Annotated in this window: 14 protein-coding genes; 9 read left to right on the top strand and 5 right to left on the bottom strand. The window is 73.1% G+C overall.

All coding sequences use genetic code 11. From position 1 onward, the window contains the following. Positions 1–78: 78 nt before the first annotated feature. A complete protein-coding gene (locus ACQ1X7_RS04460) occupies positions 79–711 on the top strand; it encodes a DUF4231 domain-containing protein (RefSeq protein WP_432476950.1) in 633 nt (210 codons plus the stop codon). Between the two features lie 178 nt (positions 712–889). Then, positions 890–2,131, top strand: coding sequence for a DUF222 domain-containing protein (locus ACQ1X7_RS04455; RefSeq protein WP_432476949.1), 1,242 nt, complete (start codon positions 890–892; stop codon positions 2,129–2,131). Between the two features lie 153 nt (positions 2,132–2,284). Here the strand turns inward: ACQ1X7_RS04455 and ACQ1X7_RS04450 are convergent, their stop codons facing one another. Further along, a complete protein-coding gene (locus tag ACQ1X7_RS04450) occupies positions 2,285–5,167 on the bottom strand; it encodes a M36 family metallopeptidase (protein WP_432476948.1) in 2,883 nt (960 codons plus the stop codon). Positions 5,168–5,243: 76 nt separating this feature from the next. Next, the gene (locus ACQ1X7_RS04445) at positions 5,244–7,412 is read right to left on the bottom strand and encodes an acetate--CoA ligase family protein (RefSeq protein ID WP_432476947.1); all 2,169 of its coding nucleotides are present in this window, start codon (positions 7,410–7,412) and stop codon (positions 5,244–5,246) included. 68 nt (positions 7,413–7,480) lie between these two features. Between ACQ1X7_RS04445 and ACQ1X7_RS04440 the strand changes: the two genes are divergently transcribed. From ACQ1X7_RS04440 to ACQ1X7_RS04410, 7 genes are all read left to right on the top strand, one after another. Continuing rightward, the gene (locus ACQ1X7_RS04440; protein ID WP_432476946.1) at positions 7,481–8,257 is read left to right on the top strand and encodes an SDR family oxidoreductase; all 777 of its coding nucleotides are present in this window, start codon (positions 7,481–7,483) and stop codon (positions 8,255–8,257) included. A gap of 4 nt (positions 8,258–8,261) precedes the next feature. Then, positions 8,262–9,743, top strand: a complete 1,482-nt coding sequence (locus ACQ1X7_RS04435) for an FAD-binding oxidoreductase (protein WP_432476945.1) — start codon at positions 8,262–8,264, stop codon at positions 9,741–9,743. After that, positions 9,743–11,104 (top strand): FGGY-family carbohydrate kinase, encoded by a 1,362-nt coding sequence (locus tag ACQ1X7_RS04430; protein ID WP_432476944.1) that lies wholly within the window; start codon positions 9,743–9,745, stop codon positions 11,102–11,104. Before ACQ1X7_RS04435 ends, ACQ1X7_RS04430 begins: the two co-directional genes overlap by 1 nt. 331 nt (positions 11,105–11,435) lie before the next feature. Beyond that, positions 11,436–13,496, top strand: a complete 2,061-nt coding sequence (locus ACQ1X7_RS04425; protein ID WP_432476943.1) for a DEAD/DEAH box helicase — start codon at positions 11,436–11,438, stop codon at positions 13,494–13,496. Positions 13,497–13,583: 87 nt separating this feature from the next. Continuing rightward, entirely contained in the window at positions 13,584–14,402 is an 819-nt protein-coding gene (locus tag ACQ1X7_RS04420; RefSeq protein ID WP_432476942.1) for an isocitrate lyase/PEP mutase family protein, read from the top strand. Between the two features lie 31 nt (positions 14,403–14,433). Further along, on the top strand, positions 14,434–15,861 hold the full coding sequence (locus tag ACQ1X7_RS04415; protein WP_432476941.1) for an aromatic amino acid lyase: 1,428 nt from the start codon (positions 14,434–14,436) through the stop codon (positions 15,859–15,861). 578 nt (positions 15,862–16,439) lie between these two features. Next, a complete protein-coding gene (locus ACQ1X7_RS04410; protein ID WP_432476940.1) occupies positions 16,440–16,583 on the top strand; it encodes a hypothetical protein in 144 nt (47 codons plus the stop codon). A 198-nt stretch (positions 16,584–16,781) separates the two neighbouring features. Here the strand turns inward: ACQ1X7_RS04410 and ACQ1X7_RS04405 are convergent, their stop codons facing one another. The 3 genes from ACQ1X7_RS04405 to ACQ1X7_RS04395 form a co-directional block, all read right to left on the bottom strand. Continuing rightward, positions 16,782–17,180 carry a hypothetical protein gene (locus ACQ1X7_RS04405; protein WP_432476939.1) on the bottom strand — a complete coding sequence of 133 codons (399 nt, stop codon included), beginning with the start codon at positions 17,178–17,180 and terminating at the stop codon, positions 16,782–16,784. Positions 17,181–17,239: 59 nt separating this feature from the next. Beyond that, positions 17,240–18,544, bottom strand: coding sequence for an aspartate aminotransferase family protein (locus ACQ1X7_RS04400; protein WP_432476938.1), 1,305 nt, complete (start codon positions 18,542–18,544; stop codon positions 17,240–17,242). Positions 18,545–18,614: 70 nt separating this feature from the next. Further along, a complete protein-coding gene (locus ACQ1X7_RS04395; protein ID WP_432476937.1) occupies positions 18,615–19,382 on the bottom strand; it encodes an ABC transporter permease subunit in 768 nt (255 codons plus the stop codon). Positions 19,383–19,429 lie beyond the last annotated feature (47 nt).

Genomic DNA, 19,429 nt, shown 5'->3' with positions numbered 1-19,429 from the left:
GTGAGCGAGTTGTCGTTGCGGTCCGCCGCGTAGGGAACCGCCATTCACTCGCCTCCGTGATTGCGGGACCATGACGTGGTGATCGACCAACAACGAAATGGCAACGTTGACGGGTTGAAGGTGCCGGCCAAGTACTCCCAGCTGTTCGATCGGCTGCTGGCCGCCCATCCAGGAGCAGATCAGGGTGCCTACGTCGAAGGGCGTTGGCTGTGCGCTCTCGTCGGTGCGCGCACACGTATGAGACGGGACGAGCTGGTCTTCGGGAGCGTCAACCTGGTGACCCTGTCGGCGGCGGCAGTGAGCCCCGTCCTGGTCGCCGCTACGGCGGCCACGACCGGAACGACAAACACACGGCTCACGATCGCCGCGGTCGTGTGCACTCTCATCGCAGCGATCGGCGCCGTCCTGGTGCAAACGCTGCGTCCCGGTATCCGGTGGCGGCTGCACCGCAAGCTGCGAGACCAGCTGGAGGCGATCGGGTGGGCCCACCTCATGGAGCTGACCTCAACGCCTCACGCCACGGCCAGCGACGCAGCGCCCCAAACGAGCGACAGCACGACAAGCTCGGAAACCGTCACGGACCCGTGGGCATCCTTCGTCGCCAACGTCGAGCGGGCAATACTCCTGCACAACACAGCCGCGGCGGAGGTGGCAGGCGTCCTTGGCGCCAAGCCCGGGGTGGAACTGGCGACCACGGCCAACGAGGAGTGACGCGACCGCACTCCTCGGCGAGATCGGGTCGCAAGTGGGGGCGAGTTGCCCGCGGCTTCAGGCGCCCACGGACGAACGGACGCCACTTTCCATCCCCAGCGAACGCCCCGGAGGGCGCCCCTTGGAGAGGCAGACAAGCCCGGGGCAGGGTGTCGGTCGGCGGTGCTGGGATGGGGGTATGACAGCGCAGGCGTTCGACTCCCGGCATCCGGTGACCACGGCGGTCGCCCGGGTCCGTGACGACCTCCGCGAGGTGGCGCGGACGCCGGTGTGGTCGATGGGTCCGGGCGAGGCCGGACTGGCGCTGGTGGAGGTGACCCGGCTCGCCGCCCAGGTCGCCCAGCTCCAGATGCGGCTGCTCGCCCACGCCGACCGGGTGCAGGTGGGCGCCGACGTCGGGGCGACGTCTGCCGCCATCTGGCTGGCCCACGAGACCCGCACCCCCCGGCCCGTCGTCCATCGGCGTGCGCGGCTCGCCGCGCGGCTGGAAGAGGCGCACCAGGACGTCGACGAGGTGCTCGCCGACGGCGCCCTGACGCTCGACCAGGCCGAGGTGATCGTGGAGGCCGTCGACGCGCTGCCCACCGACCTGGTGGACGTCGACACCATCCGTCGAGCCGAGGCGTTCCTCCTCGAGCAGGCCCGCGACCACGACGCCCGCGCCCTGCGCATCCTCGGTCGGCGGCTGCTCGACGTCGTCGACCCGGAGGCAGCCGACCTCGAGGAAGCGCGCCGGCTCGAGGCCGAGGAGTCCGAGGCCCGGGCCGACGCGTCGTTCACCCTGTCCGACGACGGCCACGGCCAGGTCCGCGGACGCTTCACCCTGCCCGCGCTCCACGGTTCGATGCTGCGCAAGCACCTCATGGCACTCGCCGCCCCCGGCCGCAACCCCGAGCGCCCTGCGTCCACCCCGGGCCGCCACGCGATGGGCCTGGCGTTCGCCGAGTACGTCGAGACCCGGCCCGACGGCTCCGTCCCGCGCAGCGGCGGGCTCGCGGCCAGCGTCGTCGTCACCATGACCCTCGAGTCCCTGATGGGTGGCCTCCTGGCTGCCGGGCTCTGCGACGGTAGTCGGATCTCCGCAGGAGAGGCCCGCCGGCTGGCCTGCTCGGCCGGGATCATCCCTGTCGTCCTCGGCGGACCCTCCGAGCCCCTCGACGTCGGCCGTCAGCGGCGCTTCCACACCAAGGCCATGCGGGTCGGCCTCGGTCTGCGCGACGGCGGCTGCAGCACCGTCGGCTGCGATCGGCCCCCGGCGCTGTGCCACGCCCACCACGACCAGCCGTGGGGTGCGAACGGACACACCAACCTCGAGACCGGACGCCTGCTCTGCGCCCGCCACCACACCCTCGCCCACGACCGCCGCTTCGAGACGACGTCCCGGCCCGGCGGCAAGATCAGCTTCACCCGGAGGACGTGAGCAAGGCGAGCGGACGCACCCGGCCGGGTGGACCCATCACGGTCGCACCCGTCACCACCGATCGGCGCCGTCCCCTGCGCGGCCGGGCCACATGCCAGACGCCCCGGCCCGACCGCGAGGCCGGGACCGGGGCGTCGGCTCCTGCACCGACCCTCAGCGTCGGAAGGCCTGGAACTCCGCAGCCTTCACGACCGACGCGACAGCGGGAGCCCCGGTGGGGCAGTCGCTGTTGTTGGCCGGGTCGTTGTCCTGGTCGCCCTGGAAGTCCGGGCCACCCGTGCACTGGTTGCTCAGCACCTCGAGCCGCAGGTGGGTCGCCCGCGACCGCGGAATGGCGAACGTCTCGGCGTTGAGGTCCGGTGCCGTGGGTCGCATCCCGTCACCCGGGAAGGCATCCGGGCGGCTCACGAACACCCGGTCGTACGACGCCGCGTCGGAGCAGTCAGCGCCCCGGGTGGCGTCGCACACCTCGACCGCGAACCGGCGCAGTGCGTTGAAACGACTGCCCGACTCGTAGAAGGCGCTCACGGTGACCCGCCCGACCCGGTGCGCGCCGAGGCCGGCGAGGTCGACGTTGACGCCGAGCCCCGCGACGTCCGCCCGCTCCGCGGACCAGTCGGTCGCCTCGGTGCCGTCGAGCAGCTGACCGGCGTCCGCACCGTCGCCCGTCGCCGTGGCGCCGTTGGCGGCGGCCGCCAGGTTCTCCTCCAGCCGCACCGGGATCGTCCGGCGCTGGCCGGCGCGCACCTCGAAGCTGAACCGGTGGTGACCGACGGACGGGCCGACGGCCAGGGCCTCGTAGCGGCCCGGCACCATCGCGACCTGGTCGTCGACAGCGGTGGCCGGGTCGGTGTCGGCGACGGGCGAGGACTGGTCCTCGTACTCCCCGACGTAGAACCGCACGGGGCCGTCGGTCTGCGGACCGGTCGGACGGAAGGTCACCTGCGCGTCGTCGGCGAAGGGCGAGGAGAAGCTCGGCACCGGATCGGTGTCGTTGGGCCCGGCCGAGGACGCGTCCTCACCGAGCCCGCGCTCGGCGAAGGCGTTCCAGATGATGTCCTGGTTGGCGCCCTCGAACCGCAGCTCGTCGGCCACCAGCATCGCGTCGCGCATGTCCACCATCGACACCTGCCCGGTCGCCGGCACCAGCCAGGCGTCGAACACCAGCTGGATCCACCGGCGGCTGCCGGGGCAACGGTCCGCGGCACGCTCGCCGTCGAAGCAGGCGCGCAGGACCGAGCCGGAGCCTCGGCCGTAGCGGTCGATGAACGCCTGCCGCACAGTGAAGTTGGTCGTCGACCAGATCTCACCCTCGGAGTGGACGCTCTGCCCGACCACGTCGTAGCCGACGTTGGAGTAGTTGAGCGTGCTCCGCGACATGTCGTAGTTGCGGATCCCGGCCCGGTCGTCACCGGTGACGTAGGCACCCGTGACGTACGGCGTGTCGCCCTTGGGCCGCTCGCCGAGCTCCCAGAGGTACTCCATGGCCACCAGGTCCGACCACGACTCGCCCATGCCGCCGGCCTGGTAGCCCGACAGCCCGGCGTCCGGTCCGGCGACCATCCGGTTGGAGATCATGTGGGTGTACTCGTGCCCGATCACGGTGCCGTCGAAGTCGCCGTCGACACAGGGCACGTAGGCCCCACCGGCGATGGGCTGCCAGAGGTACATGTTGCTCCACGGCGCGATGCCGTCCGGCGGTGAGTACTGGTTGGCGTTGTCCCGGATCCCCTGCGTGGCCCCGGACTGCGCCTTGCCGATCTCCGGGTCGTTGCCGTCCTCGCCGCGCCCGAAGTTGTTCTGCTGGGCATTCCAGGTCTGCTCGGTGAAGCCCAGCTGGTAGGAGAAGTCGTGCAGCCGGTTGTGATGGGCGAACAGGCTCGCCGTGGCCGCATCCACGTCGTTGCCGTCGTCGGTCGTCAGCGCCGCCGGGTCGCACTTCTGCTCCTGCCAGATGTTCTGGAACGCGTAGTCGTACTCGCGGTCCTCACGCGGCAGGGCGGTGCGCTCGAAGGCCGGGACGTTCGTCGGCAGGCTCCACGACTTGCCGGAGATGGCGTTGTTGCCGCGGGTGGTGGCGGTCGGCACCCCCGTCGCCGGGTCGACGTCCCACGGCTGCGGGGAGGCACCGTTGTCGACGGCGTCGTCGCAACCGGAGGCGGTCGTCCAGCACCACGTGTCGCGCTCGGTCGTGGTGTAGTCCGGAGGGGTCGCCGGGAACAGGTCCCAGGTCGGGTTGTCGTCGGCGTGGTCGACGAGGCTCTCGCGGACGAGCAGCGCGCCGGTCGCGGCGTCGATCAGGACGGTGTACGCCGCGCCGTGGCCGCTCGACTCGGCCAGCACGACCTCGTAGGCACGGCGGGCGCCGTCGCGGGGCGTCGGTACGGCGACCTCGCGGGTACGCAGCACGCGCGTCTCGCCGGCGGTGAGGTCGGCGGCGGAGATCGCCCGCCCCTCGGCCGCCTCCTCGCCGATCGTCGCCGAGGGAAGCGATCCGGTGTCGCGGGACAGCGTCGACGAGGCGTGCAGCACCGCCCCGTCCCTGACCGCCACGGTCACCAGCCCGCCCTGGACGGCGGGCAGTCCGTCGATGGTCTGGCGCATCGTGACGATGGCCCCGGTCCCGACCTGGGTGACCGCGAGGGTCTCCAGGTCGGCCACAGCGGAGCCGTCCAGCCCGAACAGCGTGGCGTTGTCGCCGAGGTAGGCCCGCGCGGTGGACTCCGGCCGCGCGGGCAGACCGGAGGCGACGGTGCCCTGGTCGGCGGTCACGGCCGCCGGCGTCCCGAGGTCGTTCCAACGGACACGGCCGCGCGCGCTCCGGTCGGCCGCGCGCTGCGCGGTGGTGGGGGCGAGATCGCCGCGGCGGCGGTCGATGTCACCGTGATCGGTCCCGGTACCGAGCAGGCCGCCGGCGAGGTCAGTCGCCCGGCTTCCCGGCTCGTCGGGGGGTGTGGCACTGGCCATCGGGAGGAAGGCGCTGCCCAGGGCTGCGGCGGCGACACCTGCGATGGCACCCGAGATGGTGCGACGCATGAGAGGGGTCTCCAATCGGTGAACGTCTCGATCTTCAGTTGATGGGGAGAACCTGTCACGACGACCCGGTGCCTGACTAGGGCTGGCCTTCCTGCGGATGGACCTCTCCGGATCCAACCTCGACGTGCTCTCGCTCGACGGGAGACCCGTCCTGGACGGCAGCCACGGGAACCACCAGGGCGTCGAGCGCCCGACATCCCGCGGCGTCGACCACCAGCGGGTTGATGTCGAGCTCGGCGACCAGGTCGCCCACGTCGGCCACCAGGTTGCTGAGGCACACCAGGGCGGACACGATCGCCGCACGGTCGGCGGGAGCACGCCCGCGGGCGCCGTCGAGGACCGCGGCCACCTTGAGCTTGGAGATCATCCGGTCCGCTATGCGCTCGTCGATCGGCACCAGCCCGAGCTGGCGGTCACCGACCACCTCGATCAGGACGCCGCCGGCGGCCACCATCACCATCGCCCCGAACTGCGGGTCGTGGACGACCCCGAGGGCGAGCTCGGTGCCGGGCGCGGCCATCGGTGCGACCAGGACCTCGGGACCCAGCCGCCCGGCCAGGTCCGCGAAGGTCTCGCGGACAGCGGCCTCGTCGGCGAGATTGAGCCCCACCCCACCGACGTCCGACTTGTGCAGGATGCCGGCGGCCGCGGTCTTGAGCACCACGGGATACCCGAGGCGGGCGGCGGCGGCCACGGCCGAGTCCGGGTCGCCCACCACGGCGTGGGGGACGGTGGGGATCCCGTAGTCGGCGAGCAGGGCCAGGCCCTCGGACTCGGTGAGCATCTCGGGTCGGGTGAGCCTGGCCCACCAGCGCGCCGTGGTCTCCGGGTCGGGGGCGGTGGCAGGGGCGATGTGGGGGCTCCACCGGAAGTCGCGGTAGGCGAGCAGGTTCCGGATGGCCACCAGTCCCGGGACCGTGCCGTCCAGCACCGGGATGCCGAGATCGGTGACCCGTCGCGCCAGCTCCTGGCTCTCCGTGCCGACGTGGTTGGTCAGCATCGCCATCGGCTTGGTCGTGCGCTGGTGCACCCGCCGGCAGATCCGCGCGAACGACTCGTGCAGGTGGAAGCCCGAGGTGAGGTCGACCACGAACACGCCGATCGCCGTGTCGTCGTCGTCCACCAGCGCCTGCAGGCAGTGCTCGAAGACCACCGGGTGGTCCCGGCCGGTGCCCCACGCGTCGAGCGGGTTGATCGCCTCGAGGCCGTGGTCGAGCCGCTCGGCGATCGCCCGGGTGGTCTGCTCGCCGATCCGCGCGAACGGAACGCCCACGTCCTCGGCGAGGTCGAGCAGCAGCTCGCGCTCTCCCCCTGAGTCGTGGATGGTGGCGAGTCCGCCGGCGGGCGGACGACGCTCGTCCGAGAGCAGCAACGCCGTCGCTGCCAGCTCGTCGAGGGAGGACACCGGGAGCACGCCGTACCGCTCGAACAGGGTCCGGTACGCCGCGTCGTCGCCCGCGATCGCACCGGAGTGGCTCAGCGCCAGGGTCGCGGCCTGCGGGGAACGGCCGGCCTTGAGGGCCACGACCGGGACGCCGCGGGCGGCCGCCTTCTCGAGAGCAGCGACGAAGTCCTCTGGACGACGCACCGCTTCGATGAAGAGCGCGATCACCCGGGTGCTGTCCTGCTCGAGGGCGAAGTCCATGTAGTCCGAGACGCCGGTCACCAGCTCCTGGCCGGGCGAGATCGCCAGGTTGAAGTGGAGCTTCTGGTTGTTCCACAGCAGGGCCTGCAGCACCGACCCGGACTGCGCGACGAGGGTCACGCCTCCCGGCTGCAGCTCCTGGGGCCGGTGGAACGGAAAGGCCCGGAACCAGGCGTCGACGTTGTAGAAGCCCATGCAGTTCGCGCCCACGATCGGCAGCCCCGCCTCGCGAGCCCGGTCCCGGATCCGCCCCCGCAACGTGGATCGCGCGTCGTCGTCGGGCAGCAGCGCGCTCCCCGGGATGACGACCCCGCCGACGCCCAGCTCGATCGCGGCCGCCACCTGCTCCTCGAGCCGGTCGTTGCCGACGCCGAGCACGGCCAGGTCGGGCACCTCGGGCAGATCGCCCAGGCGGTCGTGGCAGACCAGCCCCTCGATCTCGGCGTACCTCGGATTCACGGGATGGACCGCGCCCGGGAACCGGCTCGACTGCAGCTCCAGGACCATGGCGTTGCCCGGGCTGTTGGGCACGGTGGAGGCGCCCACGAGCGCGACCGAACGAGGCGCCAGCATCCTCCCGAGACGGTGGTCCGCACTCACGACGACCACGCTAGCGCCCGGTCGGCTCCCACTAGCCTGTGTCCCATGACGGCCGCCGGAGCCCGCTGATGGAGATCTCCGAGTTCTCGCTCGACGCCTTCTCCCTGGCCGGGAGGCGCGCGCTGGTCACCGGCGGCAACACGGGCCTCGGGCGGGCGTTCACGGTGGCGCTGGCCCGCGCCGGGGCCGACGTGTTCACGGTCGGCCTGCTCGACGACGGCGGCGAGACCGGACGGCTCGTGGAGGCGGCCGGTGGGAGGTACGCCGAGGCCCGCGCCGACATCACCCGGCCCGGGGTGCCGCAGGAGGCCGTGGCGCAGTGTGTCGAGGAGCTCGGCGGGCTCGACGTGCTGGTCAACTCCGCCGGGATCTGCCTGCTGGCCGACGTCGACGACTTCGACCGGTCGCAGTGGGACCCGATGGTGGCGGTGAACCTGACGGCGGCCTTCGAGATGGCGCACCACGCGGGCCAGGTGATGAAGCGCCAGGGCAGCGGCAAGATCATCAACATCGCCTCGCTGTTCAGCTACCTCGGCGGCCGGCAGTCGCCGGCGTACGCCGCCACCAAGGCCGGCATCGCCGGGTTCACCCGGGCCTACTGCGACGAGCTGGCGGGCCACGGGATCCAGGTCAACGCGATCGCACCCGGCTACTTCGCCACGGCGATCACGGCGGCGACCCGCGCCGACCGCGCGGCCGACCGCCGCATCGTCGAGCACATCCCCGCCGGCCGCTGGGGGGACCCGGCCGACCTGATGGGCGCGACGGTGTTCCTCGCCTCGCGGGCCTCCGGCTACGTCAACGGACACCTGCTCGTCGTCGACGGCGGCTATCTGGTGCGATGAACCCATGGTCCGTTCCCGCTCCGCCCTGACCCGCGCCGAGATCGTCCAGACGGTCACCGACCTGCTCGGCCCCGACGCCGTCGACACCGACGAGGCCCGCCTCCGGGCCGGCAGCGTCGACCGGTTCCGGAAGTACACCGCCGTCCACGGCATCTACGACGGACCGGTCCCCGCCGCGATCGTCTACCCGGGGTCCACCGAGCAGGTCGCGCAGCTGCTGGAGATGGCCCAGCGGGAGCGGATCGCCGTCGTCCCGCGCACCGGCGGCACCAGCACCGAGGGCGGCCTGGAGACCGTCGTCGAGGACTCCCTGGTCGTCGACGGCTCCCGGATGGACGCGATCGTCGACGTCGACACCACCGACATGCAGGCGACCGTCCAGTGCGGCGTCCGGCTGGAGGTGCTGGAGGACGTCCTCCGCGCGCGGGGCCTCACCACCGGCCACTCACCCCAGTCCAAGCCGCTCGCCCAGTACGGCGGCCTGGTCGCGACCCGCTCGATCGGCCAGCTCTCCACGCTGTACGGCGGCATCGAGGACATGGTCGTCGGGCTCGAGGCGGTGCTGCCCGGCGGTCGGGTGGTCCGGGTCCGGAACGTGCCGCGTCGCGCGGCCGGCCCCGACGTACGCCACGTGCTGATCGGCAACGAGGGCGCGCTGGCCTACGTCACCGAGGTCACCGTGAAGGTGTTCCGCCACCACCCCGACGTCCGATGGTTCGGGTTCCGGGTCCCCGACTTCGCGGCCGGTGTCGGGCTCCTGCGCGAGGTCGTCACCACCGGCTACCGGCCCTCGGTCGCCCGGCTCTACTCCCCGGAGGACGCCCGCCAGCACTTCCCCGACCACCCGCTGGGCCAGAACCTCGTCGTGCTCTCGGCCGAGGGCCCGCCTCCCCTGGTCGAGGCGACCGCGGACGCGATCGTGGCGATGGCTGCCGGGGTCGAGCACACGCCGGTGCCGGAGTCCGAGATCCGCGACTGGTTCGAGGGGCTCAACTGGGGTGCGGACAAGATCGAGGCCGAGAAGCAGGCGATGCGCAGCACCGCCCACCTCGGGTACACGACCGAGGTCTCCGTCGACTGGTCGCGCACCGCCGAGCTCTACGAGGCGACGATGAGCCGGATCCAGACGACGTTCGACCGCGCGGGCGACCTGACCCTGCTGGGCGCGCACTCCTCGCACAGCTACCAGACCGGCACCAACCTCTACTTCGTCTACGACTACGACATCCGCTGCGAGCCGCGCGAGGAGATCGACCTCTACCACCGACCGCTCAACGCGATCATCGTCGAGGAGGCGCTGCGGGTCGGCGGCTCGATGGTCCACCACCACGGCGTCGGCAAGTACCGCACGCCGTGGATCCACGCCGAGCACGGCAGCGGGTACGCCCTGCTCGCCGGCCTCAAGCGGGCGTTCGACCCGGACAACGTGATGAACCCGGGCTCGGTCTTCCCCGTCGACGCGCACGGCGAGGCGGTGCTCGACTGATGGTCGCCGTCCTGGCGATCGACTCCGGCTCGCAGAGCACGAAGGTCTCGGTCGTCGACGAGGTCGGCCGGGTGCACGCCACGGCCCGGGTGCCGTTGCGTCCCTACGAGCTCGGGCCGGGCGGTCGTGCCGTGCACCCCGACGACGACCTGTGGGATGCCCTCACCGTCGCGACCCGCGAGGCCCTCGCGTCGTACGACGGCGCGGCGGGCGAGGTCGTGGCCGTGGGGCTGTGCGGCATCCGGTTCTGCCGGGCCCTGCTCGACGCCGAGGGCCGGCTGGTCGAGCCGGTGCTGAGCTGGATGGACACCCGGGTGGCTCAGCCGGTCGGCGAGGACCCGCGGGTGGTGACCGTGACCAGCGCCGGCGGCTACCTGGCGACCCGGCTCACCGGCGTACGCCGCGACAGCCGGGCGAGCCACCAGGGCGTGCTGCCGCCTGAGCGGCTGATGCCCGAGCTGGTCGAACCCGGGGGGCTGCTCGGCCGCGTGACTCCCGGGGCCGCGGAGGCGACCGGTGTCCCGGCCGGGCTGCCGGTCCACGCCACCGCCAACGACAAGGCCGTCGAGGCTCTCGGCGGCGGACTGGTCGGGCCCGGCACGGTGCTGCTCTCGCTGGGCACCTACGTGACCGCGATGACCGTCGCCGACCACGCCCCGGAGCCCGCCGACGGGCGCTACTGGCTCAACGACGCGGCCGTCCCCGGCCGGCGGCTGGTCGAGAGCGACGGCATCCGCCGCGGCATGTGGACGGTGTCGTGGCTGCGCCGGCTGGTGAGCGCTGCCGCACCCGACCCGGTCGACCCGGACGCGGTCGAGTCGTGGCTGGAGGACGGGGCGCGCGACGTACCACCGGGGGCGGGTGGCCTGCTGACCGTCCCCGACTGGCTGGCGCCCGGCCACGCCCCCCACCGGCGCGGGATGGTCGTGGGCCTGGACGGCTCGCACGGGCCGCACCACCTCCACCGCTCGATCCTGGAGGGCATCGCGCTCACCATGCGCCGCCACGTCGAGGGGATGGAGGCGGCACTGGCCCTGCCGCCGGCCCGGCTGGTCGTCTCCGGCGGCGGCGCGCGGTCGGACCTGATGACCCAGGTGGTGGCCGACGTCTTCGGCCGTCCGGCCGGACGCCCCGCCGTCGTCGACGCCGCCGCCGTCGGGGCGGCGATCTGTGCCGCGGTCGGCCAGGGCGTGCACCCGTCCTTCGAGGCCGCCGTGGCGGCAATGGTCCACCCGGGCGACCCGTGCCGGCCCGACCCCGTGGCGCACGCGACGTACGACGCCCTGGTGACGGTCCACGCCGAGCTCGGGGAGGCCGTCGACCCGGTGCTGCGACGACTCGCCGGAGGGCGCGACGGCTGAGCCATTGGGCAGGAGGGGCACCTACCTCGTACACTGGTCAGCAGCCCGGCGTGTGCCTGCCGAGCACCGGGACTGCGACTTCGCCATCTGAGTGCGAGGACAGCGGGACCCGACGAGCTCTCGGGCACCACCGTCTCCGAGGGAGGGGAAGCCGGCGTCCGTGGATCCACGGCCGTCAGGCGGGCGGCCGTGGGGACGGATTCGGGTCGTCCGGGCGGCGACAACCGCACGAGGAAGCGAGCGTTGGTTGGCCACCAAGCGTGACAACCGTTCCGGGAGCAACCGGCGGAGCCGGCGCGCCCCCGCCCGGCGACGGGACGAGGAGGGCCTGATGCCCGTCCTGGCCCGCGCCGTCGGCGAGGTCGGGCACGCGATCGACCGCGGGCAGATGACCTCGCGCCACCACGCGCGCTACCAGGCCGTCGCGCTGCTGGCCCGCGAGGAGCGGGCCCGGATCCAGGCCGACGACTCCCTGACCGACGCCCAGCGCGACAACATGCGCAAGCGGCTCGAGGGAGTCGCCACCAACCTGGCCCGGCTCGCGGCCCGGCAGCCATCCCTGTTCGGACTGCTGCAGGAGGACGCCGAGGTCTCCGAGGGGACCCTCCAGCTCAAGCGCGAGATGCAGCAGGCCGCCGGGATGGAACCCGAGCCGGAGGCGGAACCGGCCGAGCGGCCCGACGCCGACACCCCGTCGGCACGGCGGGCCACCATTCCGCAGTCCGTGCGGCAGGCCCAGCTGGCCAACCCGTTCCTGGTCCCCGACTTCAGCGCCGTCCGCCCCAAGCCCAAGGGCAGGCTGGTCGGCTGGGAGCTGATCGGGCCGGTGCTCAACGCGTTCGAGCACCCCGTCCCCGGCGCCCCGGCCTGCATGGACCTGCCCGACCCGCGACCGACGCTGCTGCCCCCGGGGCTGGAGCTGATGCCCCACCAGGCGCGCGTCCTGTCGGCGGTCGCCGAGGGCCACCGGACCTTCCTGCTGGCCGACGAGCCCGGCCTCGGCAAGACCGCACAGGCGCTGCTGGCCGCGCAGCTCGCCGGCGCCTACCCGCTCCTGTGCGTGGTGCCCAACGTCGTGAAGACCAACTGGGCCCGCGAGGCCGCGCAGTGGACGCCGAACCGGACCGTGTCGGTCATCCACGGCGACGGCGACACGATCGACGGGTTCGCCGACATCGTGGTCGTGAACTACGAGGTCCTCGACCGGCACGTCGGCTGGATCGGCGAGCACGGCTTCCGCGGGGTGGTCGTCGACGAGGCCCACTACATCAAGAACAAGAAGTCGCAGCGCTCCCAGCAGGTGCTCGAGGTCTCCCGCCGGGTACGCCGGCGGATGGCGCGGCCGCTGCTGATGGCGCTCACGGGCACGCCGCTGATCAACGACATCGAGGACTTCCGTGCGATCTGGGAGTTCCTCGGCTGGATCGAGGAGCGCAAGCCCGGTGACGACCTGATGGCGGCCCTCGAGGACACCGAGATGACCCCCGCCGACCACGCCTTCTACCCCGCCGCCCGGCAGGCCGTGGTCGACCTCGGCATCGTGCGGCGCAAGAAGGTCGACGTCGCCTCCGACATCCCCGCGCGGCGCATCGCCGACCTCCCCGTCGAGCTCGAGGGCGCGATCGGCCGGTCCATCGCCGAGGCCGAGCGCCAGCTGGCGCAGCGGCTGGTGGGCCGCTACCGAGCCGCGCTCGAGCACCGCCGTTCGCGGGGCGGTGGCGACGAGGTCGACGGCATCGACGCCGAGCTCGTCCGCCGGGTCGCCGAACGCGAGGTCGCGGAGTCGTCCGAGGACGACACCAGCGGCGACAACGTGTTCTCGATGGTGCGTCGGATCGGCCAGGCCAAGACCGAGCTGGCCGCCGACTACGCCGCCCAGCTCGCGCGCAGCGCCGGCAAGGTCGTGTTCTTCGCCAAGCACAACGACGTCATGGACGGCGCCGAGGCGTTCTTCGCCGCCCGCGGGATCCGGCACACCTCGATCCGCGGCAACCAGACCACCAAGGTCCGCCAGGAGGCCATCGACGCCTTCGTCGGCGACCCCGACGTCCACGTCATCGTCTGCTCGCTGACCGCGGCCGGGGTCGGGATCAACCTCCAGGTCTCCTCCAACGTCGTGTTGGCCGAGCTGTCGTGGACCAACGCCGAGCAGACCCAGGCCATCGACCGGGTGCACCGGATCGGCCAGACCGAGCCGGTCACCGCCTGGCGGATCATCGCCGCCCAGACCATCGACGCCCGGATCGCCGAGCTGATCGACGCCAAGGCCGGACTCGCGGCCCGCGCCCTCGACGGCGCCGCCGAGGAGGAGACCAGCTCGGCCGACGTCCAGGTCGAGGCCCTGGTGTCGCTGCTGACCGACGCGCTCCAGGAGGAGTCGGTCACCGCCTGAGGGTCCTCGGGCGGCGGCCGTCTCCGTCGGCGCGGCCCGAGCCGATCGGACGGGACTACAGTGCGGAGCAACGGGAGGAAGCCACGCATGAGCGCGTACGACGGCCGCACCGCGGCGTTCCACGAGCTGCACGCCTCGGGGTGCTTCGTGATGCCGAACCCCTGGGACGTGGGCAGCGCCCGCGCGCTGGAGCGGATGGGCTTCCGGGCGCTGGCGACGACGAGCGCCGGGCTGGCCTGGACGCTCGGTCGGCCGGACACCCAGGCCACGCTCGACGAGACGCTCACCCACCTGCGAGCGGTGGCCAGCGCCGTCCGGGTGCCGGTGAACGCCGACTTCCAGGACGGCTACGCGGTCGAGCCCGACCAGGTCGCCGGGCACGTGAGCCTGGCCGCCGCCACCGGGATCGCGGGCCTGTCCGTCGAGGACTCCACCGGCGACCCGACGGCGCCGCTCTACGACGTCGACCTCGCCGTCGAGCGGATCCGGGCGGCCCGGCGGGCGATCGACGAGAGCGGGACCCGGGTGCTGCTCACCGGCCGGTCGGAGGGCTTCGTGGTCGGGCTCCCCGACATCGACGAGACGGTCCGCCGGCTGGCCGCCTACTCAGAGGCCGGGGCCGACTGCCTCTACGCGCCGCGGCTCGACCGGGTGGAGCACGTCGAGGCGGTCGTGGCCGCGGTGGCGCCGAAGCCGGTCAACCTGCTGGTCAACGCGCCGTTCATCACCGTCGCGGAGGCGGCCGACCTCGGCGTACGCCGGATCAGCGTCGGCGGAACCCTCGCCCGCACCGCCTGGCGCGGCTTCCTGGAGGCGGCCACCGAGCTCGCCGAGTCCGGCACCGTCACCCGCTTCCAGGACCTCCCGAACGTCGACACCCTGCTCGCGGACCGACCCGAGGCGTGACCGGGCCGGTGCCCGGGTCCATGCTGGACCCGTGTCGACGCCGAGCTTCTCCCTGGACCACCTGGTCGAGTGGGCGCTCCGGGGCGGACCGGCCCCGGTCCAGCTCACCGAGGCCTCGGTCGAGCGGATCACCATCGCCCAGGCCCACCTCCGGACCGCCGCCCGGTCGGGCGCCGTCTACGGGCTGACCACCGGCGTCGGCGCGCTGCGCAACGTCCCCACCGACGTCACCCCCGGCGACGGGACCTCCCACGCGCTCCGGCTGTGGCGCAGCCACGCGACCGGCTTCGGGGAGCTGTACGACGACGCCACGGCCCGCGCCGCGATGGCGATCCGGCTGCACCAGATCACCTCGGGGCGCTCGGGGGTCAGTGCGGGGCTGGCCGCCTCCCTCGGCGCCGCGATCGCCGCGGGTGCCGTCCCCGAGCTGCACCGCTCGGGCTCGATCGGCACCGGCGACATCGTGCCGCTGGCCGAGCTCGGACTGACCCTCGTCGGCGAGCGACCGTGGCGGGCGGGCTCGGCGCCGGTGGCCGAGCTCGACGAGGGGGATGCCCTGCCGTTCATGTCGAGCAACGCGCTCACCCTCGCCACCGCGGCGCTGGTGCACCGGCGGCTGACCACGTTCTCGGTCGCCGCGGAGAAGGTCACCGCACTGTCGGCGTGCGCCCTCCAGGCCTCCCTCCAGGCCTACGACCCGCGGGTGCACGCGGGGCGCCCGGACGCCTCCCAGCAGCGGGTCGCGGCCCGGCTGATGGCGCTGCTGTCCCCCGCCGAGTGGTGGCCGGCGCGGATCCAGGACCCGTTCGCGCTGCGGACCGTCCCGCAGGTCCACGCGCCGTTCGTCGACGCACTGGTCACCACGTCGGAGGCGGTGATGGTCGAGGTCGACGACTCCTCGGAGAACCCGCTGGTGACCGCCGACGGCACCCCGCTCCACCACGGCGGCTTCGTGACCGCCCGGCTCTCGGCCACCCTCGACGCGCTGCGGCAGGCGCTCTACCCCGTGATCTCGCTGTCCTCGGCCCGGCTGTCCGCGCTCGTCGACCCGTCGCTCACCGGCCTTCCCGCGTTCCTCGCCTCCGGCCCGGCCGACAGCTCCGGGGTGATGATCCTGGAGTACCTCGCCCAGGACGCCCTCGCCCGCGCGCGCATCCTCGCCACCCCCGTCTCGACCGGCGGCGTGTCCATCTCGCTCGGCCTGGAGGAGCACGCCAGCTTCTCCACCCAGGCCGCGTGGGGCTGCGAGCAGATCGTCGAGCTCGCCCCCGTCGTCGTCGGCTGCGAGCTGGTCGCCGCCGTGCGGGCGCTGCGCATGGATCCCGACCGGCTGCCCGCCGGCGGACCGCTCCGCGAGGTCTTCGACGCCGCAGCCGCCCTGCTCGGCGAGGACCGGAGCGACCGGCCGCTCACCGACGACCTCGCCGCGGCGGTCGACCTGGTCCAGCGGGGGCTCTGAGGGCGGGGCGTCCGGGGTCCGGCGCACCCCACCAGTCCAGGACCGCGAGCACCCGGCAGGTGTTCCAGCGGCTCGGGCCGGAGGGCTCGAGCTCGAACCACCGCCGGCCCGGGTACGGGGCGTACGTCGGCCAGCGACCGTCCTTCCGCTGCACGCTCCGCAGTGGTCGACCGCGTCCGCGAGCCGCTCGTCCCTCGGCGCGTCGGCCGCGGCGAAGTGCTCGAGGCCACGGAGCACGTCGAAGTGCCACTCCGGGAACGCCGGGAACCGGGTGCTCCCCCGGACCGCCACCCGTCCCGTCCGGTGGGAGCGGTAGAGCCGGTGGCGCAGGAAGAACTCGCGCCCGCGCTGCCGCGCCGATCCGGTGTCCAGCTGCCCGCCCGACCCGGCGTACTGGTGCAGCGCCTCGAGCGCCTGGACGCTGGTGTGGAACGAGCTGTGCTTGTCCCGGTCGCTGCGTGAGGCACAGTTCCAGCCGCCGTCGGCGTTCTGCTGCTCCAAGCAGGTCCGCGACCAGGTCGTCCAGCCGCCCCTCGTCGTGGCCGAAGTAGGCGGTCAGCCGGACCAGCATGCTCTCGATGCAGGTCACCGGCACCCGCCACCGCGCCTGCCACTCCCACAGCCGCTCGCAGCCGCGGAGCGCACCCGGATGGCGCGGCTCCAGCCCGAGCCAGAGCAGGTGCAGCAGCGTGTACGTCGTCGACGTCCACTTCGGCGAGTAGACGCCACGCGCCCAGGTGCCGGCGTCGTCCTGCTCGGCGAGGAACCGGGCACCCCAGCCCTCGGTCGCGATCCTGGCCCGCTCGCGCGGCTCGCCCGTGACCCGCCACCGGACGGCGGGGTCGCCCTCCAGGAGCCACGCGCGCACGAGGTCGTCCACGGAGGCCATCATGGCCTGTCTCGCGCCGCCCTGCGGCCGGCTACGGGTGGTCGGGGACGGTCAGCGCGTCGGGGTCCTGTCGCGGCGGCAGGTGGCCGACGGCCGACTGCACGAGCGCGGTCCGCGCCGTGACCTCGACGGCCCGGCGCAACCGACCCGTGTCGTCGCTGACGACCGACTCGACCGTCTCGCGCACCTGGTCGTCGGTGAACGACGGCGCGGTCCCGGGCTCGACCGGCACGTCCGGCAGCGCCACGAGCACCGGCAGCAGCTGCGCGCCGAGCCGGTCGAGGATCTGGAACCGCTGGTAGCGGTCCATCTCGTCCCAGACCGTGTCGATGTCGGCCCGACCGCGGCGTACGTCCTTGCGCCGTGCCGCGACGACCACCTTGGCCGCGCCCGTGAGCGCCACCGTCAGCTCGTGCTCGGTGAACCGCATGGGACCAGCATGGCCGACCTCGCCCGCGCCGGCGTGTCCGGCCCTCGGCCCGGGGGTCATCACCCGGCGGACGTGACGGCCTTCAGCGACTCCTCGAGGATGTCCAGGCCCGCGTCCAGCTCGTCGTCGCCGATGGTCAGCGGCGGGGCGATCCGGACGATGCCACCCATGCCGGGGAGCTGGACGATGTTGAGGTGCAGCCCGCGGTCGAGGCAGGTCGCGGTGACGTCGCGGCCGAGCTGGTCGGCCGGCTCCTTCGACGCCTTGTCGCGGACGAGCTCGATGCCCTGCAGGAGCCCCCGACCGCGGACGTCGCCCACGACCTCGTAACGGTCGCGGAGGTCGAGCAGCCGCTGCCGGAGCCGCTCCCCGAGCAGCGCGGCCCGGGAGACCAGGCCCTCGCGCTCGACCACGTCGAGCACGGCGAGCGCCACCGAGGCCGCCAGCGGGTCGGAGACGTGGGTGGTGAAGAACAGGAAGCCACGCTCGTGGCAGACCGCCTCGATCTCCGCCGTCGTGATCACCGCGGCCACGGGCAGGCCGCCCCCCAGGGTCTTCGAGAGGGTCAGCACGTCAGGCACGACGCCGTCGCGCTCGAAGGCGTACATGGTGCCGGTGCGCCCCACCCCCGTCTGCGCCTCGTCGAGGATCAGCAGCATCCCCCGCTCGTCGCAGAGCTCCCGGAGCCGCGCCAGGTAGCCGGGCGGCAGCTCGATGATGCCGCCCGAGGACAGGATCGGCTCGACCAGGCAGGCGGCCAGGCTCCCGGTCGACTGCTGGTCGACCATCGCGAAGCCGAACTCCAGCTCGGCCTCCCAGTCGTGCGAGTCGTCCGGGCGCCGGAACGGCGACCGGTAGGCGTTGGGGGTCGGGAGGCTCAGGTTGCCCGGCAGCGGCGGTCCGTACCCGCGCCGTCCCGCCGAGTACGTCGCGGCTCGCGCACCCGAGGTCATGCCGTGCCACGACCGGTCGAACGAGACGATCTCGTAGCGGCCGGTGGCCAGCTTGGCGATCTTCAGCGCGGCCTCGTTGGACTCCGCGCCCGTGGTGAGCAGCATCGTCATCGCGAGCGGGTCGGGCAGCGTGGCCGCCAGGCGGGTCGCCAGGTCGACGACGGGACGGCTCAGCATCCCGCTGAACAGGTGGTCCAGGTTCGACACCGAGTCGGACACCGCACGGACGACGTCCGGGTGGGAGTGTCCCAGGACCGCACTCATCTGCCCCGAGGTGAAGTCGAGGATCGCCTCACCCGACTCGTCGAACACGTAGGACCCCGACGCGCGATCGATGATCCGCGGCGAGAACGCGCCGCCGTAGCGGATCACGTGGCGGTCGACCCGGTCCCAGAACCCGTCCGCTCCCACGACTCACCCTCCGTCCGGCGGGCCGGTCCCGGCCCGGTGGCACGACCCTAGCCCCGGGGCGGCGGGCACCTCACGACTCGTCGTGCAGCCGGATCGTCTGCAGCCGGCGGCCGGCGTACGCCGTGGCCACGAGGGTCACCCCGACCAGGGCGAGCAGGCCGGTGGAGAAGTCGACGGCGGACTCCACGAAGAGCAGCTGCGCCTCGTAGCCGAGGGTCTTCTCGATGATCGCCGTGGCCCACTGCTGGATGCTGAGCGTCTGCGCCCCGGGGACCAGTCCCCCGACCAGCGACTCCCAGATCAGGGCGTAGATGAGCCCGACGACGACCGCGTTCCGGGTGATCACGGCCAGCAGCAGGAAGACCGCGGCGTACCCGACGCCTGCGGCGAAGGCGCCGATCGCGAAGGCGACGGCGATCTCCCCCAGCTCACCGGTGAGGATGACGCCGGCGGCGAGCACGGGGAGGGCGCCGAAGGCCGTGACCACACCGATCGCGACCAGCAGCTTGGTCACCACGATCGTGTAGCGGTTCAGCGGCTTGGCCAGCAGGTAGACGATCGAGCCCTCGTCGATCTCGGGGCCGATCGAGCCGGTCCCGGCGATCAGGCCCAGCAGCGGCATCATGATCGCGAAGCCGAACGTGCTCAGCAGGTCGGCCGAGAGGCTGCCCTGCAGCTGGCCGGCGATGTCGTCGTCGAGGCTGCCGAGGATCCGGGCGAGGGTGCAGAGGGACAGCAGCGCCAGCGGGAGCAGCGAGAGCAGCAGGGTGCGCTTGCGGCCCAGCAGGCTGCGGCTGGTCAGCCGGGCGACGGTCGGGTTCATGAGGAGGTCGGTCATTTTCGGGGCCCCCGTTCGCCACCAGACAGGAGCGGAACGAAGTTCTC

It is taken from the genome of Nocardioides sp. GXQ0305 (assembly GCF_050880345.1).
Taxonomy (GTDB): domain Bacteria; phylum Actinomycetota; class Actinomycetes; order Propionibacteriales; family Nocardioidaceae; genus Nocardioides.
The sequence above is the reverse complement of the archived record's forward strand: the minus strand, read 5'-3'. Positions and strand labels throughout refer to the sequence as shown.

Bases quoted from the DNA above. Each gene is read 5' to 3' on its own strand.
- ACQ1X7_RS04455 (WP_432476949.1), top strand. From the start codon at position 890: ATGACAGCGCAGGCGTTCGACTCCCGGCATCCGGTGACCACGGCGGTC.
- ACQ1X7_RS04450 (WP_432476948.1), bottom strand. From the start codon at position 5,167: ATGCGTCGCACCATCTCGGGTGCCATCGCAGGTGTCGCCGCCGCAGCC.
- ACQ1X7_RS04440 (WP_432476946.1), top strand. From the start codon at position 7,481: ATGGAGATCTCCGAGTTCTCGCTCGACGCCTTCTCCCTGGCCGGGAGG.
- ACQ1X7_RS04435 (WP_432476945.1), top strand. From the start codon at position 8,262: ATGGTCCGTTCCCGCTCCGCCCTGACCCGCGCCGAGATCGTCCAGACG.
- ACQ1X7_RS04430 (WP_432476944.1), top strand. From the start codon at position 9,743: ATGGTCGCCGTCCTGGCGATCGACTCCGGCTCGCAGAGCACGAAGGTC.
- ACQ1X7_RS04425 (WP_432476943.1), top strand. From the start codon at position 11,436: ATGCCCGTCCTGGCCCGCGCCGTCGGCGAGGTCGGGCACGCGATCGAC.
- ACQ1X7_RS04420 (WP_432476942.1), top strand. From the start codon at position 13,584: ATGAGCGCGTACGACGGCCGCACCGCGGCGTTCCACGAGCTGCACGCC.
- ACQ1X7_RS04410 (WP_432476940.1), top strand. From the start codon at position 16,440: ATGCAGGTCACCGGCACCCGCCACCGCGCCTGCCACTCCCACAGCCGC.
- ACQ1X7_RS04405 (WP_432476939.1), bottom strand. From the start codon at position 17,180: ATGCGGTTCACCGAGCACGAGCTGACGGTGGCGCTCACGGGCGCGGCC.
- ACQ1X7_RS04395 (WP_432476937.1), bottom strand. From the start codon at position 19,382: ATGACCGACCTCCTCATGAACCCGACCGTCGCCCGGCTGACCAGCCGC.